Raw genomic sequence first — 15,885 nt, 5'->3', positions numbered from 1 at the left:
GCTACAACGGCAACTCGGGCTGGGCCGGTTCGATCCGGCCTTCGCCGCGCGCGATGCGCTTGAACTCGGCGCGGCTCACCGACACGTAGCGCTCGTTGCCGCCGATCTCGACCTGCGGGCCGTCGTGCACCGCGTAGCCGCGCTCGTCCACGCGCACGGTCATCGTCGCCTTCTTGCCGGTGTGGCAGATGGTCTTGATCTCGCTCAGTTCGTCGGCCCAGGCCAGCAGGGCCTGGCTGCCCTCGAACAGTTCGCCGCGAAAATCGGTGCGCAGGCCATAACACAGCACCGGAATGCGCAGCGCGTCGACGACCTCCGACAACTGCCAGACCTGGGCGCGGGTCAGGAACTGGGCCTCGTCGACCAGCACACAGTCGATCCTGGGCACGTCCTCGCCGGCGCCCAGCGCGCGCACGCAGGCCAGCAGGTCGTCGTCGCGATCGAACGCGATCGCCTCGGCCGACAGCCCGATCCGCGAGGCCACCCGCCCGACCCCGGCACGGTCGTCGAGCCGCGGGGTCAGGATCGCCACGCGCATGCCGCGCTCGCGGTAGTTGTGCGCGCTCTGCAGCAGCGTGGTGGTCTTCCCGGCGTTCATCGCCGAGTAGTAGAAGTAGAGCTTGGCCATTGCCAGATTCTACCGGCCAAGGGGCCAGCGCCGTCGGCCGGTACACTATGCGTCGCTAGACAGACGCCCCATCCGATGCACGGTCTGAACCCCCAACAAGCCCAGGCCCTCGGCCACGTCGAGGGCCCACTGCTCGTGCTGGCCGGCGCGGGCAGCGGCAAGACGCGCGTGATCGTGGAGAAGATCGCCCATCTGATCCAGTCCGGGCGCTACCCGGCCAAGCGCATCGCCGCGATCACGTTCACCAACAAGTCGGCCAAGGAGATGCGCGAGCGCATCGCCAAGCGCCTGCGCGGCGACGCCGCCGACGGGTTAACGATCTGCACCTTCCACGCGCTGGGTCTGAAGATGCTGCAGATCGAGCACGCCAAGCTGGGGCTGCGCCGCGGGTTTTCGATCTTCGATGCCGACGATGCCGCCGCGCAGATCAAGGACCTGCTGCCTGGCGCCAAGCCCGACGTGGTGCAGGCGATGCAGGGCCTGGTCTCGCGCGCCAAGAACGCCGGGCTGTCGCCCGAGCAGGCGCACGCGGCGGCGACCAGCGCGCGCGAGTTCGAGGCCGCCGCGCTCTACGCCCGCTACCAGGAGCGCCTGGCCGCGTTCAACGCCGTCGACTTCGACGACCTGATCCGCTTGCCGGTCCAATTGCTCGAATCCGACGAGGACGCGGTGCTGGGCTGGCGCGAGCGCATCGGCTACCTGCTGGTCGACGAGTGCCAGGACACCAACGACGCGCAGTACCGGCTGCTCAAGGCGATCGCCGGGCCCAAGGGCAATTTCACCTGCGTGGGCGACGACGATCAGAGCATCTACGCCTGGCGCGGCGCCAATCCCGAGAACCTGGCCGCGCTGGCGCACGACTACCCGACCCTGCGCATCGTCAAGCTCGAACAGAACTACCGCTGCAGCAACCGCGTGCTGCGCGCGGCCAATGCGCTGATCGCCAACAATCCGCACGAACATCCCAAGACGCTGTGGAGCGCGCAGCCCGACGGCGAGCGCATCCGCGTGTGGGAGTGCCGCGACAGTGCGCACGAGGCCGAGAAGGTCGCCGGCGAGATCCACTTTCTGCAGTCCGCGCGCAAGGCCGAGTGGAGCGAGTTCTGCATCCTGTTCCGCAGCAATCATCTCTCGCGGCCACTGGAAAAAGCGCTGCAGCTGCTGCGCGTGCCCTACCACCTGAGCGGCGGCACCGCGTTCCTGGACCGCGGCGAGGTCAAGGACGCGATGTCGTGGCTGCGCGTGCTGGCCAACCCCGACGACGACTCGGCGTTCCTGCGCGCGGTGCAGTCCCCCAGCCGCGGTGTCGGCCAGACGACGCTGGCCAAGCTGGCCGAGCTTGCGCGCAGCGCCCAGATGCCGATGTCGCGGGCGATCGAATCGATGGGGCTGCTCAAGCAGCTGACGCCGCGCGCGGCCAATGCGCTGAGCGAGTTCGCCGACATCCTGCGCGAACTGCGCGCCGACGCGCGCCACATGCCGGCAGGCGAACTGGTGCGCAAGCTCAACGAACGCTCGGGCCTGATCGCGATGCTGCAGGCGCAGTGCAAGAGCGAGGATCTGTTCCGGATCCGCCGCGGCAACCTCGACGAACTCGCCGACTGGTTCGAAGGCGCCCGCGGCGCAGGCCCGGGCGAACTGGCCTCGCAGTTGGCGCTGCTCACGCACGCCGACAAGGGCGATGCCGGCAACCAGGTGCGGCTGATGAGCATGCACGCCGCCAAGGGGCTGGAGTTCCGCTACGTGTTCATCATCGGCATGGACGACAACACCCTGCCGCACGAGTCGAGCATCGACGAGGGCCGCATCGACGAGGAACGCCGGCTGCTGTACGTGGGCATCACCCGCGCCAAGGAACAGCTGTGGCTGTCGTATCCGCGGGAGACCCAACGCTGGGGCCAGAAGCTGCGGCTGACCCCCAGCAGGTTCTTCGAGGAACTGCCGCCCGCCGAGATCCAGCGCGATGGCGCCGACCCGGTCGCCGACGCGCAGCGCAAGCGCGAGCGCGCCAACCACGGCTTCGCCTCGATCAAGGCGCTGCTCGACAGCTGAGCGACGGCCGCCGCTGCGGCCGCCATCGCCCCGGCATCAGGGTGTGCGCGTCTCACTGGGCGCGAGTGCTGCCAGCGCCTCGCGCAGCGCCGCCACCTCGGCCTCAAGCGCCTCGACGCGCGCCACCAGCGCAGCGTCGCCGCGCGCCGCCTCGCTCCGGGGCTCGGCGGTCGGCAGGGCCTCGACGTCGACCGGCCCGCACAACAGATGCGCAAACCGTTCCTCGCGGCGCCCCGCACCCGGCGGGATGCGCACCAGCAGCGCCTTGGCCGCCATCCGCTCCAGATGGTGGCGCACGTCTTCGATGTCGCCGAAGGCATGCAGCCGCTCGCTGCGCGCCTGCAATTCGTGCGCGGTCTGCACGCCGCGCAGCAGCAGCACCGCAAGCAGCGCGATCTGCGGCGGCGGCAGATCCAGCACGCTGCCGACGCCGTGTTCGTAGCGCTCGGCGCGCGAAGAGAACGACTGCCGTGCAAGCCGATGCTGCTCGAGCTGGCGCAGGGCGTGGTGCGTGTCGCCGAAGCTCAGCGCCATGACCGGCTCGCGCGCGGTCTTCTGGTTGGCCGCCGACTGCGCGGCGTTGACGGTCAGCGGGTAGACGTCAGGCGTGGTCGCCTGTTTTTCGATCAGGCACCCGAGCACCCGGGCTTCGGCGGGGCTCAGTTCCGGCCAGCGGGCGGTCTGGTGCATGTCGGCTCCTGTCGAACGGGCGGGCATGATCGCCCGAGCGCGCCTGGATGTCATGCCGGCGTGAAGACCTGCGGTTACACTCGCTGGCCGATCGATCCCCAGGTTTTCCGCGATGCGCACGACCTTTCCCGCCCTGACCCTGCTCGCCTGCGCGCTGCTGATCGCAGCCTGCAAGCCGGTGGCCGCACCCGCCGACACCCCCGTGGCCGCGCCGCAAGCCGCTGCGGCGCCCGCCCCCGATAGCAGCGCGCCCGCCGACAACCTCAATGCGGTGCTGTGGATGCAGCGGTCGGAGGAGTACCGCGCCAATAGCCTGTCGCTGTTCCGCGCCGCCGCCGACCACCTCGATGCGGCCCTCGCCGAGCCGAACTGGGACGCGCTGGTGCCGGCCGAGCGCGAGTTGGCGGGCGACGCCCGCGCGCTGCCGCCGGCTGTGATCATGGACATCGACGAGACCGTGCTCGACAACTCGCCCTACCAGGCACGCCTGGTGCAGAACGGCCAAGAGTACGACGAAGTCACCTGGGCGCAGTGGGTTGCCGAGAAGAAAGCCCGCCCGGTGCCGGGCGTGCTCGAGTTCGCGAAGGCCGCCGAGGCCAAGGGCGTGACCATCCTCTACCTGTCCAACCGTGCCCAGCACCTGCAGGAGGCGACGCTGGCCAACCTGCGCGCCGAAGGCCTGCCGGTGAAGGACGACAGCGTGTTCCTGGGACTGGGCACGCACGTGGAGGGCTGCGAACAGCACGGGAGCGAAAAGACCTGCCGTCGCCGGCTGGCCGGGCGCGAGTACCGCGTGCTGATGCAGTTCGGCGATCAACTCGGCGACTTCGTCGAGGTGCTGGCCAACACCGGCGAGGCCCGTACGCAGCTGCTCGATGAATACGGTGACTGGTTTGGCGAACGCTGGTGGATGCTGGCCAATCCGACCTACGGCGGCTGGGAGCCGGCGCAGTTCAACAATGCTTGGGACCAGCCTGCGCCGGCCCGCCGCGCCGCCAAACGCGCGGCGCTCGACTTGGCGCAGTGATTCAGGGCAGGCAACTTCCACAGCCTCAGCCACTTAGGGGACAAACCTGATGCGTTGCATCAGCTTGATGAACACGCTAGGCTGAACGCGTCAACACCGAGTCCTCCGGCATCGTCCGGTTCAGGGAGACCCAAGGGTCTCCCTTTTTTTGCCTGGCCCGCGCAGGTGTCGGCATTGCGCCCCGCAAGGCCGCCAAGATGCAGCGCACCCGGCCCGACAGGCGTTCGCACCCTGGGGTTGCCCCCAGGGTGTGAGCGGAACAGCGTTCGACTACCTTCGGGAGGTCCGGCTCCGCTTCGTGGACCGGGTCACGCCGCCCGAGGCCTCGTCGTGTCGCTGATCAGTGAAATCCACAAGCACGCCTCAGCCGACCTGGGCAGGCTGCTCGGCAACGGGCCGGGCGGCAATGGATTCGGTATCGGCCCGCAGCTCGGCAACGCGCTTTCGAACACCATGAAGGGGCTGACGTCGCAGCTCTTCCATCAGCAGTTTCCGGGTGTGAACTTCGGGAACGGCCCACGGCCCGGGCAGGGCGGCGCGCCGGTGGCGGACGCGCGCCCGACCCTGCCCACACCGCCAGGCGGCCCGACCCCGCCGGCGCCGCCAATTGGCCCGCCGCTGCCTGCGCCGCCCGGCGGCCACCCTGCCCACAATGCGTGGACCGGCGGTCACGCGCATGGCGGCCATCCGGCCGGCCCCAACATTCCCACGCCCGGCGGCATCCCCGCCGGCCCTGGACTCGGTGGCGGCCTACCGGGACCGGCGGGACCGGCCCGCCCCGATGGCGGCCACGTCCCGCACCTGCCGACCCCCGGCGCCCCCGCACCCACGCCGGGCCAGACCGGCCTGTTGCCGGCGCTTGGCAACCTGCTGGGCAACGCCGCGAATGCGCTCCGCCAACTTCTGTCCCCAGGTACGGTGACGCCGCCAGCGCTCCAACCGGGGCAGCCCGGCGGCGCACCGGTCGCGACACCGCAGACGTTGCCGACGCAACTCGCCTCGGCGGCCAACCAGGTTGCACGCGCACTCACCAACGCCGTGCCACAGGCCCCTGCCACCGGGCCAGCACCCGGCACCTTGGCGAACACGGTGACGAACACAGCGGCGCTTCCGGCCGCAGTGCCGGGACAATCGGCCGCCACGCAAGCAGCGCTGGCGCAGCAGGCAACCGCCCCAACCTCCCAGCAGGCACTCGCCCAGCAAACATCGATGCCGCAGACGTCGCCCCTGCCACCGTCCACGGCCCCAGCTGCGACGGCGTCGACACCAGCCGCATCCACACCGTTCCCTGTGCCATCCCAGGCACCGCCTGCGCAGCCGCAGCGGGCAGAGGCCGCATTCACCCCCCCGAGCAATCCGGCCGCCGACCGCAGTGCCGTACCGCAGCAGGCCGCGCCGCCGACGCAGCCCGCGATCGCCAACGCGCCGGCCGGGACGACCCTGGCCGCCGTGCCAGCCGCGGTCATGGCGGCCCAAGCGCCAGCCACGCAACAGGTCGCCGGCAATACACAGATAGCAGGCAATCCACAGGCCACGGCACCGGCCGTAGGCGAGCGCGGCAGCCCGTCGCGCGTCGACCTGGTGGCCACCGGCGTCTACACCGCCGACGGCCCGGGCCTGCGCCGACGCAACCGGCTCAAGGTCGGCCAAGCCGAGATCGGCCAGTGGATGGTCGCGCTGGCCCAGGGTCGGCGGCTACTGATCCGCCCCCAGGATGATCTGCCGGCCGAGGTCGCACGTGCGATGCAGTGGTTGTTCTGGACGCTGGCTCTGGTCGCCTACGGCTGCCTGGGCCTGGTGCTGGTCAGCGTGCTGCTGAGCATGGGCGAGATGCCCGCCGCCCCCGCGATGCGGCGCTGGAGCAGCGAACTCGCGTTCGCGGGTCTGGCGGCCGCCTGCGGCGCGTGGTGGTTGGCCCGCCGGCTCAATGCCCCGGCCCGCGGCTCGATCGGCGCACCTCGGCGATAGACCCGCCGCGAGGTCGGCGGGCCGCGCTCAGCGCGCGACCAGACCGTCGTCGGTCAACTCGACGCGCTGCAGATCGACGCCATTGCTCTGAAGACCCTTGCGTACACCCGAGGCCAAGGACGCCAACGCCTGGCGATTGCCCTGGCGCTTCATCGTCTGATACGACAACGCCGAGACCATCGTCAGATACGCCGTGCGCTCGGCCTGTGCTTGCTTGGCGGCATCACTCATGCCAGCGATCTGCGGCACCGCGGCCAAGGGGCCGATCAACTGGCGACGCACCGCACGTTGCCCCTCCGGTACTCGCGCTGAGTCACGGTCATTGGCCACCTCCCAGGAGATCAGCAGATGCGCGGCCAGCACATCGCCGAGGTTGGTCGGGTCGTAGCCATAACGCCGCAAGATGCCATCGAACTGGCGCAGCAACTCGCCCGAGCCGATCACCTGTTCCAGATCAGCGACCTGCTGGGTGTTGCGACCGAACGCCTGGATCGTTTCCTGCTGTACCCGCGAGGTGATGGCGGGGTCCCGTCGGAATGACAGAGTCTGGACCGCCTGTGCGTCGACCTGAGCGGGCGCGGGTCGCGAGACTGCCTGCTGCAGTGCACGCTGGACGGCGATGTCACCGTCGGCGGCGTGCACCACTGTGGCTGCTATCAGCATGGCAATGCTCGCCAACAACAACACACTTCTCGTGATACGCAACTTCGATTCTTCAATCACTGGAAACCTCCTTCAAAGGGCGGCGCCTGGTATGCCATCGGGTGCTCGCTGACTGTTCCCATTACGGATGGCCGGCCCGCGGCTCCGTCGCCCCGAACTTCTCGGCGGAGTGCGGCGAGCGCATGCCCTTACGCGACATCGGATGACGTCACTCAAGGCGTGCACACCGGAACCTGCACCGTGCTCATCGTGTCGCCGCCGATGTTGGCGATTAAGCGCGGCTGATAGATGACATGGGGACAACTGCCTCGTTCGCCTCGCACCGTGGTGCGTACCTCGTCGTCCCGGACTTGGCGTCGCTTGAGCTCGTAGGTGAAACGAAAATTTGAAATCTCAGCGCCTGATCCCGCTGCTCGCGCGGCACCGGGCTCAATCGCGACCACAAGTGTGCCCTGGGACTCCCTCAAGTGACCGGACAGCACATAGCGATCCTGTTGCACTATGCCGCCCCCCGTAATCCGTCCCTGCGCGTCGATGTCGATACGGATGTCACCAGCCTCGGCATGCCATCCATCCGGCCCCACACGTCCTTCGGCAACGAAGCCCGCGTTGCCGGCGCCCGAAGCCTGCCCACGCACACCCTCGACTTCGCCATGGACGATCAACTGGACTCGATCGCCCGCCAGCTTTTTGAAGGCAACGCTGCCCTGGCCAGATGCCCGCACCGCGCTCCCCCCGTCTACTGGCGTAGCGCGCACTTCGAGCTTGCCCACATACGGGTCATCGTTCGCAAGAAACGCAGGTTCCGCCGCCCCGCAAGCGGGAACAGCCAACACGACAAGTGCCAGACCACACAAGCGCTGCATCAGTGCCATGAGGACCTCCGATTCAAAGTCGCATGCCGAATCCAGGGAAAGCCGGGGCCGGGATCGGCATCAAATTGTCAAAATGACGAAGGCTGGGGGATAAACCCCCAGCCTTCGCGGACCTCGTATCGCTTACTGCTTACGAGCGATCGAGGAGTTGCCCTCACCAATGCTCTTGATGATGGTCGAGATCGCATCCATCAGCATCTTCATCTGCTGACTCATCGCCTGCATCTCGGAATTGAGCTGGCTCAGATTGCTATCTTCCACAGTCTTGCCACCGTTGCGGGCCTCAGCTTCCTTGTTCATCTGCTGATCGATGAGCTTGGCCTGCTTGACGATGCCGTCACCCAGACGGTCAGCCATCTTGCCCAGCATCGTAGCCAACGCCACCAGCCAGCTGCCGGTGGCTGCCGACGAACCCTTGTTTACCGCCTCGGTGTCTTTCACCTCCGAGTTGAAGTGGTTCATCGTCAACGCATAGGAAAATTCGATTCCACTCATCTTCGTTCTCCAGTTTCACTATTGAAAAAAATCACAGCGAGGGCTGATTTCGAAGCCAAGTCCGGGCGCTTTCCTCGCCATCGTGTCTGCAGCGACGCCCGAATTCGAGCGCGCGTTGTACGTTGTCCTGCTGCAAAGGGCGCATAGCCTCGTCTAGCCGCCGGATGAGATCGTTGGTCTCGTCCTCGGATACAGCGCCAACCTTGTGCAATGCTTCAACGGCCTGTACCCACTCACCGCGAGGCGGCACCACCGGATCGCCATCCACATGCTCGGCGGCATGGTCGAGTGCCGCCTTCAATTCACTGCGCAGGCCCGCCAAGTCCTCACCTGCGCTCGCTTCTTGCGCATCGAACGATGCCATCAGCGATTCGACTAGTGCCTGACGGTCGGCGGCAGGCGCACTGGCAACCCGCGGGACCGCGACGCTGCGGTCGCGCAGCGCAAGTTGCGCGTTGTCCAGATCGTCCTGTGTGGGGTTGTTCTGCACGTTAGATCCTCGATCGCAATTGCAGCCATTCGGCCGATTGCCCATGGATTGCATCCTAACCATCGCCGCGAAGGAGGAAAGCTAGGTCGAACCCTAGGACGCCTGTCCGGCGCATTGGAAGCGTTCAGCCTCGACGCCTCGCCGGCAAGGTCTTCCTACCGCATGCGTCGTAAATCCATGTCAACGCTCTGCGCGGTTACCGGCATCGCATCAATCGCCGCGTTGCGTGCCATTGGCCTGGCGTGGACGAACGCGCCTGCAGGTGGATCGTGCTGGTGCGGGTGGAGCGAACTGATTAAACGAAGGGGCGCATGACGCTGTCGTCACGATGGCAGCCCGACAACGCCGACGGCAAATACCATACCGGGGCCTATCGGCCCCGGTATGGATCGCACATCGGAATGCATCAAGGCCCGACTTCGATGGTACTCAGCGAGTTGACCATCCGCTTGGCATCGGCGCCTTCCCGCTCGCCCATTTCGCGAGCCTGTGCTCCCAGCCAGGCGTCGGCGGCCTCCCTGCCGTCGCTCGCAGCGCGCCGCTCATACTCGGGGACGAGCGCCTTGAGCTCCTGCTGGACGACGTCGAGACGCTCGTCCATGTGCCGGATCAGCACGGTCTCGTCGTCGGCAGTGATCGCGCCCTGTTCACGCAACTGCGCGAGGCCGTCGATCCATGCCTGGCGCTGGGCCTGCTGGTCGTACTGCATGGATCAGTTGCCCACGCCGAAGTTGAAGTTGAAGCCGCCCTTGAAGCCATCGCTGACGGCATCCTGCGCCGACTGCGGCAGGCCCATCGACGAGAACAGGCTGTCGAACGCGCTGCTGAAGAGCTGGCCGATCAGATCGCCCAGCATGTTGCCCAGAATGCCGCCCAGCGGGCCGCCCAGGGCAGTCCCAATGACAGAACCGATGGCGTCGGAAATGGCACCTGACATGATGTTTCTCCTTTATCGATGATGATGATGATGACTGAGAGGTACAACGAAAACCGTGCGCGTCAGGACCTGTGGAACGGTGGGTCGATCGCGGCTGCAGGGCAAGTCTGCGCCGGCATCAAACACCGCGCATCTGGGACGTACCCCATCTAGGGTCCGCCCTAGTTCACGCCCTTGACGTGACCGTTGCCCCATTTAAGTCCGGCGCATTCGCGCTATAACGGCGACCACGATGTCCGCTCACGACCCGCATCCCGCACCCCCGCCCGAAGAGGCGCTACCGCAGTTCTCCAAGGCCGACCTGCCGGCCAATGGCCGCGATTATCCGGCCGAGGTGCAGCTGCGCAGCCGCCGGATCCAGTTGCGCGGCTTCGCCTTCCGGCACGTGCTCGAACTGCTGCAGCTCGGCCGCGAGGAGCGGGTGACGCGCCTGCTGCTCGACAACCGCCTCGACACCCTCGACGACGCGATGGGACTGGTGGTGTGGGCCAACCGCATCTACCGCGACCGACCCGGCCTCGGCCTGTGGCGCGCCGGCGACCGCGGTGACCGATTCATCGGCATGTTCTCGCTGGTGCCGTTGGGTAACACGCGTGAGGTCTCGATCGGGGTGCGATTGTTGCCGTCGGCGTGGGGACGCGGCTACGCGATCGAGGGCGGCGCGGCCTTGTGTGCGCATGCCTTCGACGGGCTGGGGCTCGAAGACCTGGTGGCGCACTGCGCGCCGGACAACCGCTCGGTGCCGCCGCTGTTGCTGCGGCTGGGATTTGAAGAGATCGATCGCGGCACGCAGTTCGGCAGGCCGGCGCGCCGCTTCCAACTGCGGCGCGAGGACTGGCGCGGCCTGCGTCCGCGCCGGGAGGGCGTGGCGCCAGACGCGCAGCGCGACGCGTCGGCGCAGCCGTCGGCGCCGTGATGCACAGCGACCCGATGGCCGACCGAAGGCGCTGGGTCAGCCGTGAAAGTGCGGATCGATGGTCAGCGTGCCGAGGTTGCGCTCGGCGAAGCGGCGGGCCAGTTGCGGCCCGGCCTCGCGGATGGCGTCGAAGCTCTCCCGCGAGCGGCTGTCTGCGCGCAGCACCCAGCCCTCGCCCTCCCGCGTGAGCAGCAGATCGGTGCCCGGGAGCGTGGCATCGGACATGCGCAGCAGAACCTGGCCGTCGCCGCCGGACTGGCGCGCATCGTGGACCGCGAGCTGGCGGACGTGCCGTTCCATCATGTCGAGCAGTTGCCCCGGATCGGCAGGCACCGGGGCCGCGGAGGGCTGCGGCGCGGCGGCGCCGTCGCGCAGCGCCATCTGCGCCTGCAGCATCGCCGCCGATTCGGCGGGCATGGGCTGCGACATCCCGGATTCGTGCTGTTGCCGGAACGTACGTCCATCGAGGACCTCGGCCACCGACTGGCCGGTCTTCGCCGCCTCCTGGCGGCTCGCCTGCTCGGCCAGCAGCATCTCCTCGGACTGGCCCTCGCCGGTCTGCATCGGGACCTGCTCGAAGCCCGTGCTACCGCCCTTGGCCTGCTGCATCAAGGAGCGGAACTGGTCGACCTGCTCGCGCGGTGCGACGTCGCGCGGATCGGCCTTGGCCTGGCGGTCGACCTGACGGTTGCGCGCCGACTGGTCCGGGGGCCGGGGGGTCGAATCGTTGCGTTGAATCGTCATCGTCGTCTCCTACAGCTTGGCTAGCGGCGCGCCAGATGGCGTGCCTGCATCAGATCCTCGGCAGTCGCCTCTTCCTGCCGCGCCTGCAACCCGCGTTGTTCCCCGCGCCACACGTCGCGCCGCTTCTCCAGCGCATCCTCGCGCGCCTTGGCGCGGAAGAACGCATCGCGTGCAGCCTGCAAGGCCTGTTCGGCCTCGCGCACCGCGTCCTGGGCCTTGGCCAGACGCGCCTGGGCGCCGACGATCTGTTCGCCGATCAGTTCGATGTAGAGCTCGCGCTGGGTCATCGCCGCCGGCCACGGCACGCCGCTCGGCGGCGGGTCGAGCAGCCGCGCACGGTGTTGCGCGCGCGAGGCGCGCAGCGCGTCGATCTCGCCCTCGATCCGCTGGCAGGCCTCCTGGCACTGCTGCAATGCGCGCTGGCGGTCCAGCACCACGCGACGCGCCGCCTCGGTGCGATGCGCGCGCAACTGGAGCAGCGTCTGCAGCGGATAGCGTTTCATGCGAACAGCTTCCGCAATGCCGCCGACGAGGTGTCGAAGGGCACCAGCTCGTGTTCGGACTGTTGCAGCAGCGCGCGAATCGCGCCGATCTTCTCGATCGCCAGGTCGGCATCGGGATCGGTACCGCGCTTGTATTCGCCCAGTTGCACCAGCAGCTCGATGTCCTGGTGCTTGGCCAGCAGCTTGCGCAACTGCCCGGCCGCGCGCAGGTGCGGCTGCTCGACGACCCGCGGCATCGTGCGGCTGAGGCTGGTGAGCACGTCGATCGCGGGGTAATGGTAGGCGGCGGCCAGTTTGCGCGAGAGCACGATGTGGCCGTCGAGGATCGAGCGCACTTCCTCGACGATCGGATCGCCGCCGTCCTCGTCCTCGGCCAGCACGGTGTAGAACGCGGTGATCGAGCCCTTGTCGTTGTTGCCTGCGCGCTCGAACAGCTTCGGCAGCTCGCTGAACACCGAGGGCGGAAAGCCGCGCCGGGCCGGCGGTTCGCCGACCGCCAGGCCGACGTCGCGCAGCGCGCGCGCAAACCGGGTGACCGAATCGACCAGCAGCAGCACGCGCTTGCCCTGGTCGCGGAAATACTCGGCGACCGCGGTGCCGACCCACGCGGCGCGACTGCGCTCGAGCGCGGGACGGTCGGACGTGGCGACGACGATGACCGACTTGGCCAGGCCGGCCGCGCCGAGGTTGTCGTTGATGAATTCGTTGACCTCGCGGCCGCGCTCGCCGACCAGCACGACCACGTTGACGCCGGCATCGCCGCCCCGGGCGAGCATGCCCAGCAATGTGCTCTTGCCGCCGCCGGCCACGGCGAAGATGCCGATGCGCTGGCCCTCGCCTGCAGTCATGACGGTATCGATCGCACGCACGCCGGTCGAGAACGGACGCTCGATCAACGCCCGGCGCAGCGGATTGGGCGAGGCGGCATAGATCGGCGCATCGACCGTCGGACCGATCGACCCGAGGTCGTCGATCGGCGTGCCGTGGGCATCGAGGATGCGGCCGAGCAGGCCGTCGCCGACGGGCACCGACGCCTGGCGGCCGGAGGCATAGACCTCGGTCGTCGCGGCGATGCCGTCGAGCGGCCCCAGCGGGGTGAGCACGGTGTGCTGGCGCGACACGCCGACGACCTCGGCCGCCAGTTCGAACCGGTTGTCGCCGGGATTGCGCAGATGGCATAACTCGCCGATCGCCGCGCGCAGCCCGGTCGCCTTGATCAGCGTACCGTAGGCCTCGCTGACCCGCCCGACGCGCTCGATCGCCTGCACCTTGCCCAGCGCGTGCAGCAGCGGATCGTGCGCGGGCGCCGGCGCGCCGACGGCATCGAGGGCCGACAGGGCGAGATCGGCGGTCATGGCGCGGCCACGTGCACGCTCGCCTGCGCCAACGCGGCGCGGATCGCCTCGATCTGCTGGCTGACGCCGGCGCGAACTTCGCCGGCCTCCGAGACCACGATGCAGCTCAACGGGTCGAGGCTTTCGTCGTCGACCAGTTCGATCAGGCCAACGCCCGGATGCGCCTGACGCACGGCGCCCAGGCCCTCGGCGACACGCTCGCGCGCGGAGGGGTGGACGCGGATCATCAGAAACTGCTCGGCCTGCGCCGATTCGACCGCTTGCATCACCAGGGCGGGCACGACGGCGGCGGCGTCGAAACCGGGGGCGAGTCGCTGCACGATCGCGCAGGCGAGATCGCCGATCCGCCCTGCGGCATCGGCCAGCACGCGGGCGCGACGCTCGTTGAGCGAGGCGAGCTGCTCGGTCATCTGCTGCTTGGCCCGCTCCAGGCCTTCGGAAAAGCCTTCTGCATACCCCTGCTCGCGCGCCTTCTGGACCTCTGCGCCCGCCTCGTCGTAAAGCGCGTTGACACGCTCGAGCAGCGCATCGAGCTCGCCCAGCGATCGCCACTCGGCCGCCCGGACGATCGGTCCGGCAACGCCGCGCTGGAACTGGCGGCGCTCGAAGACAGCGGCGCTGCCCGCGGGTTTGTGGCGCTGAGGAGGAGCGGCGGTCGGCATAGGGGGTTCGAAACTCCGGTGGTCGGCGCCGCTCAGTCGGCGACAGCGCGGTTCTGGTGATGGGTCTGCACCACGAGCACGGGTTTTTCCGGCAGGTGCGCAGAGGGCAGTGCTTCGGGCGCGTGGAGTAACCGCGCCCATTGCGCGAGCGCCGGGTCGCGATGGCTGGCCCAGGCCTGGAGTTCGGCCCGGCCCTGGTGGGCGAAGGTGCGCAGCAGCGTCGTCTCGCCGTCGGTCACGGACAGGGCATGGCGCAGGCCTTCGACGAGCCGTGTCTGGACCTCCGGCTTGACCTTCGCGTCCCAGACGCTGCGATCGAGCGCGAGCAGATAGCTGCTGCCCAGCGCCGCCTTGAGCCGGCGTACCGGCTCGCGTCCGATCTCCGCCCGGATTGCCGGCGCATAGGCGAGCACACCCAGATCGCGATGGAGCGCATCCAGGCGGGCCCGGCTCCAGCGCGCGATCAGTGCGCCCGGACCGTCAGGCGAGGGGGCCAGCAGATGCGATGCCGGGCCCGCCGCAAGCGCGGCGGCCAGCAGCCGGCGTCCCAGTGCACTGTCGCAGGCGCGACGCAGCAGAGCGGGATCGAGCCCGCCGTCGCTGGCCTCATGCCAGGCCGGATGGACCTCGGCCAGCAGCGCCCGCAGCGACATGGTCAGCCCTGCCAGCGCTTCGGTGCCGGCTCGGCAGGCGCGGCGCTACGCCCGCGCAGGCGGCCGCCGAACGCGAGCAGCAGCGCGATGATCACGACCACGGCCGCCGCGATGCCGATCGCCAGCGGACTCACCGCCGACAGCGCCATCGCGGTGCCACCGCTCTGCCCGGCCTCCGGCGGTGCCGGCATCGCGACGAACTTGACCGAGACCTGGTTGATGTCGGTCAGGCCTTCGACGCCGTCCTTGACCACGATCTTGATGTCGGCCTCGCGGTCGCGGACGCTGGCGCCGGGCTGTTCGAAGATCCACACCGCCGCCGAGGTCTTGCCGGTCGACCCGCCCAGCGGATCGCGCTCGGGCAGCGCGATGTGCACGCGCGCGTTGGCCACGCCCGGCAGCATGCTCAAGGTGTGCGAGATCTCCTGCTGCAGGCCGTGGATGTAGCGGCCGCGCTCATCGGTGGCCGATGAGGCGAAGCCTTCCTTTTTGAAGATGTCGCCGAGGTTCTGATAGTGCTGCCGTGGCAGGCCCCGGGCTTCCAGCACCGCCATCGCCTGCGGGATGTCGCTTTCGGCCACGACGACGTCCCAACCGACCTTGGTCGCCGACGGCTTCTTCTTGGCCTGGATGCCCGAGCCGATCAACGCGCCCATCATCTCGTTGGCCTGTCGCTCCTCGAGCGCGCTGTACAACGGGCTGCCGCCGCAGCCGGCGAGCACCAGGCACGCCAGCAACACCAGCAGCCAGCCCGACCATCGATTACGGTTGGAAAGACGCATCCAGGTCACCTCGTCAGGACTGCTGGCGGAACAGCTGCTGGATGCCGTCGGACGTGCGGTTGGCGACGTTCGATGTCATTTCGCACTGGAACAGGAAGTGGTGCGACTTCATCGTCATCTCGATGACCTGGCCAGGCGTCAGCTCCCCGGTGTTCTGGGTCATGGTCTTGGCCAGCGAGTTGATGCTTTCGGCACCGCCATTGAGGTTGTCGACCGCCGACATCAGCATCCGCATGCCCTGCGATGGCTCGGACGCGCCGACGCTGGCGACGTCGGGCGTTGCATTGGCGGCCGAGGGACTGCCGCCGGCGCGGTTCATCGCCTCGGCGAACTGGTTGACTTCATAGGCATCGGCGACCGGCTGTCCACCGCCCGGTGCGCCTGCCCCCTGTGCCGCGGGCTCGATGCCGACGGCCTGGATTGCGTCCACCATGATGATCTCCTT

At 68.6% G+C, this 15,885-nt stretch carries 19 protein-coding genes; 4 read left to right on the top strand and 15 right to left on the bottom strand.

Features of this window, described 5'->3' with window-relative positions:
* Nucleotide 1: 1 nt before the first annotated feature.
* Nucleotides 2–628 carry a thymidine kinase gene (locus ABE488_RS12210; RefSeq protein WP_346441812.1) on the bottom strand — a complete coding sequence of 209 codons (627 nt, stop codon included), beginning with the start codon at nucleotides 626–628 and terminating at the stop codon, nucleotides 2–4.
* A 75-nt stretch (nucleotides 629–703) separates the two neighbouring features.
* Here ABE488_RS12210 and ABE488_RS12205 point away from each other — a divergent pair, with 75 nt between their 5' ends.
* Complete coding sequence (locus ABE488_RS12205) at nucleotides 704–2,680, top strand: UvrD-helicase domain-containing protein (RefSeq protein WP_346441813.1); 1,977 nt, start codon at nucleotides 704–706, stop codon at nucleotides 2,678–2,680.
* A 36-nt stretch (nucleotides 2,681–2,716) separates the two neighbouring features.
* Here ABE488_RS12205 and ABE488_RS12200 read toward each other — a convergent pair whose 3' ends face one another.
* Entirely contained in the window at nucleotides 2,717–3,370 is a 654-nt protein-coding gene (locus ABE488_RS12200) for a DUF480 domain-containing protein (protein WP_346441814.1), read from the bottom strand.
* Between the two features lie 112 nt (nucleotides 3,371–3,482).
* Here ABE488_RS12200 and ABE488_RS12195 point away from each other — a divergent pair, with 112 nt between their 5' ends.
* Together ABE488_RS12195 and ABE488_RS12190 are read left to right on the top strand one after the other, a co-directional pair.
* On the top strand, nucleotides 3,483–4,397 hold the full coding sequence (locus ABE488_RS12195) for an HAD family acid phosphatase (RefSeq protein ID WP_346441815.1): 915 nt from the start codon (nucleotides 3,483–3,485) through the stop codon (nucleotides 4,395–4,397).
* A 330-nt stretch (nucleotides 4,398–4,727) separates the two neighbouring features.
* Nucleotides 4,728–6,365, top strand: a complete 1,638-nt coding sequence (locus tag ABE488_RS12190; RefSeq protein ID WP_346448602.1) for a hypothetical protein — start codon at nucleotides 4,728–4,730, stop codon at nucleotides 6,363–6,365.
* A 27-nt stretch (nucleotides 6,366–6,392) separates the two neighbouring features.
* Here ABE488_RS12190 and ABE488_RS12185 read toward each other — a convergent pair whose 3' ends face one another.
* From ABE488_RS12185 to ABE488_RS12160, 6 genes are all read right to left on the bottom strand, one after another.
* Nucleotides 6,393–7,088: a DUF6683 family protein gene (locus ABE488_RS12185; RefSeq protein WP_346448601.1), complete on the bottom strand. Its 696-nt coding sequence runs from the start codon at nucleotides 7,086–7,088 to the stop codon at nucleotides 6,393–6,395.
* Nucleotides 7,089–7,240: 152 nt separating this feature from the next.
* Entirely contained in the window at nucleotides 7,241–7,903 is a 663-nt protein-coding gene (locus ABE488_RS12180; RefSeq protein WP_346441818.1) for a hypothetical protein, read from the bottom strand.
* Between the two features lie 123 nt (nucleotides 7,904–8,026).
* Nucleotides 8,027–8,398: a hypothetical protein gene (locus tag ABE488_RS12175; protein WP_346441819.1), complete on the bottom strand. Its 372-nt coding sequence runs from the start codon at nucleotides 8,396–8,398 to the stop codon at nucleotides 8,027–8,029.
* Between the two features lie 31 nt (nucleotides 8,399–8,429).
* Nucleotides 8,430–8,888 (bottom strand): hypothetical protein, encoded by a 459-nt coding sequence (locus ABE488_RS12170; RefSeq protein ID WP_346448599.1) that lies wholly within the window; start codon nucleotides 8,886–8,888, stop codon nucleotides 8,430–8,432.
* Between the two features lie 406 nt (nucleotides 8,889–9,294).
* Nucleotides 9,295–9,597, bottom strand: coding sequence for a hypothetical protein (locus ABE488_RS12165; RefSeq protein ID WP_346441821.1), 303 nt, complete (start codon nucleotides 9,595–9,597; stop codon nucleotides 9,295–9,297).
* A gap of 3 nt (nucleotides 9,598–9,600) precedes the next feature.
* Nucleotides 9,601–9,825 (bottom strand): hypothetical protein, encoded by a 225-nt coding sequence (locus tag ABE488_RS12160; protein ID WP_346441822.1) that lies wholly within the window; start codon nucleotides 9,823–9,825, stop codon nucleotides 9,601–9,603.
* Between the two features lie 232 nt (nucleotides 9,826–10,057).
* On the opposite strand from ABE488_RS12160, the gene ABE488_RS12155 reads away from it, so the two are divergent.
* Nucleotides 10,058–10,741 carry a GNAT family N-acetyltransferase gene (locus ABE488_RS12155; protein ID WP_346448597.1) on the top strand — a complete coding sequence of 228 codons (684 nt, stop codon included), beginning with the start codon at nucleotides 10,058–10,060 and terminating at the stop codon, nucleotides 10,739–10,741.
* 36 nt (nucleotides 10,742–10,777) lie between these two features.
* Here ABE488_RS12155 and ABE488_RS12150 read toward each other — a convergent pair whose 3' ends face one another.
* The 7 genes from ABE488_RS12150 to ABE488_RS12120 are packed head-to-tail and all read right to left on the bottom strand — an operon-like array spanning nucleotide 10,778 to nucleotide 15,873.
* Nucleotides 10,778–11,485, bottom strand: a complete 708-nt coding sequence (locus ABE488_RS12150; protein WP_346448595.1) for a hypothetical protein — start codon at nucleotides 11,483–11,485, stop codon at nucleotides 10,778–10,780.
* Between the two features lie 20 nt (nucleotides 11,486–11,505).
* Nucleotides 11,506–11,988, bottom strand: coding sequence for a hypothetical protein (locus ABE488_RS12145; protein WP_346441825.1), 483 nt, complete (start codon nucleotides 11,986–11,988; stop codon nucleotides 11,506–11,508).
* On the bottom strand, nucleotides 11,985–13,343 hold the full coding sequence (locus ABE488_RS12140; RefSeq protein WP_346448594.1) for a FliI/YscN family ATPase: 1,359 nt from the start codon (nucleotides 13,341–13,343) through the stop codon (nucleotides 11,985–11,987). Before ABE488_RS12140 ends, ABE488_RS12145 begins: the two co-directional genes overlap by 4 nt.
* Complete coding sequence (locus tag ABE488_RS12135) at nucleotides 13,340–14,005, bottom strand: FliH/SctL family protein (RefSeq protein WP_346448593.1); 666 nt, start codon at nucleotides 14,003–14,005, stop codon at nucleotides 13,340–13,342. Before ABE488_RS12135 ends, ABE488_RS12140 begins: the two co-directional genes overlap by 4 nt.
* 32 nt (nucleotides 14,006–14,037) lie before the next feature.
* On the bottom strand, nucleotides 14,038–14,658 hold the full coding sequence (locus ABE488_RS12130; protein WP_346448591.1) for a hypothetical protein: 621 nt from the start codon (nucleotides 14,656–14,658) through the stop codon (nucleotides 14,038–14,040).
* Between the two features lie 2 nt (nucleotides 14,659–14,660).
* Nucleotides 14,661–15,440 carry a type III secretion inner membrane ring lipoprotein SctJ gene (gene sctJ / locus ABE488_RS12125; protein WP_346448589.1) on the bottom strand — a complete coding sequence of 260 codons (780 nt, stop codon included), beginning with the start codon at nucleotides 15,438–15,440 and terminating at the stop codon, nucleotides 14,661–14,663.
* 13 nt (nucleotides 15,441–15,453) lie between these two features.
* Nucleotides 15,454–15,873, bottom strand: a complete 420-nt coding sequence (locus tag ABE488_RS12120) for a hypothetical protein (protein ID WP_346441830.1) — start codon at nucleotides 15,871–15,873, stop codon at nucleotides 15,454–15,456.
* Nucleotides 15,874–15,885: the final 12 nt, after the last annotated feature.

It is taken from the genome of Luteimonas sp. TWI662, assembly GCF_039673825.1.
Taxonomy (GTDB): domain Bacteria; phylum Pseudomonadota; class Gammaproteobacteria; order Xanthomonadales; family Xanthomonadaceae; genus Luteimonas.
This window is presented reverse-complemented; position numbering and strand designations above follow the sequence as displayed.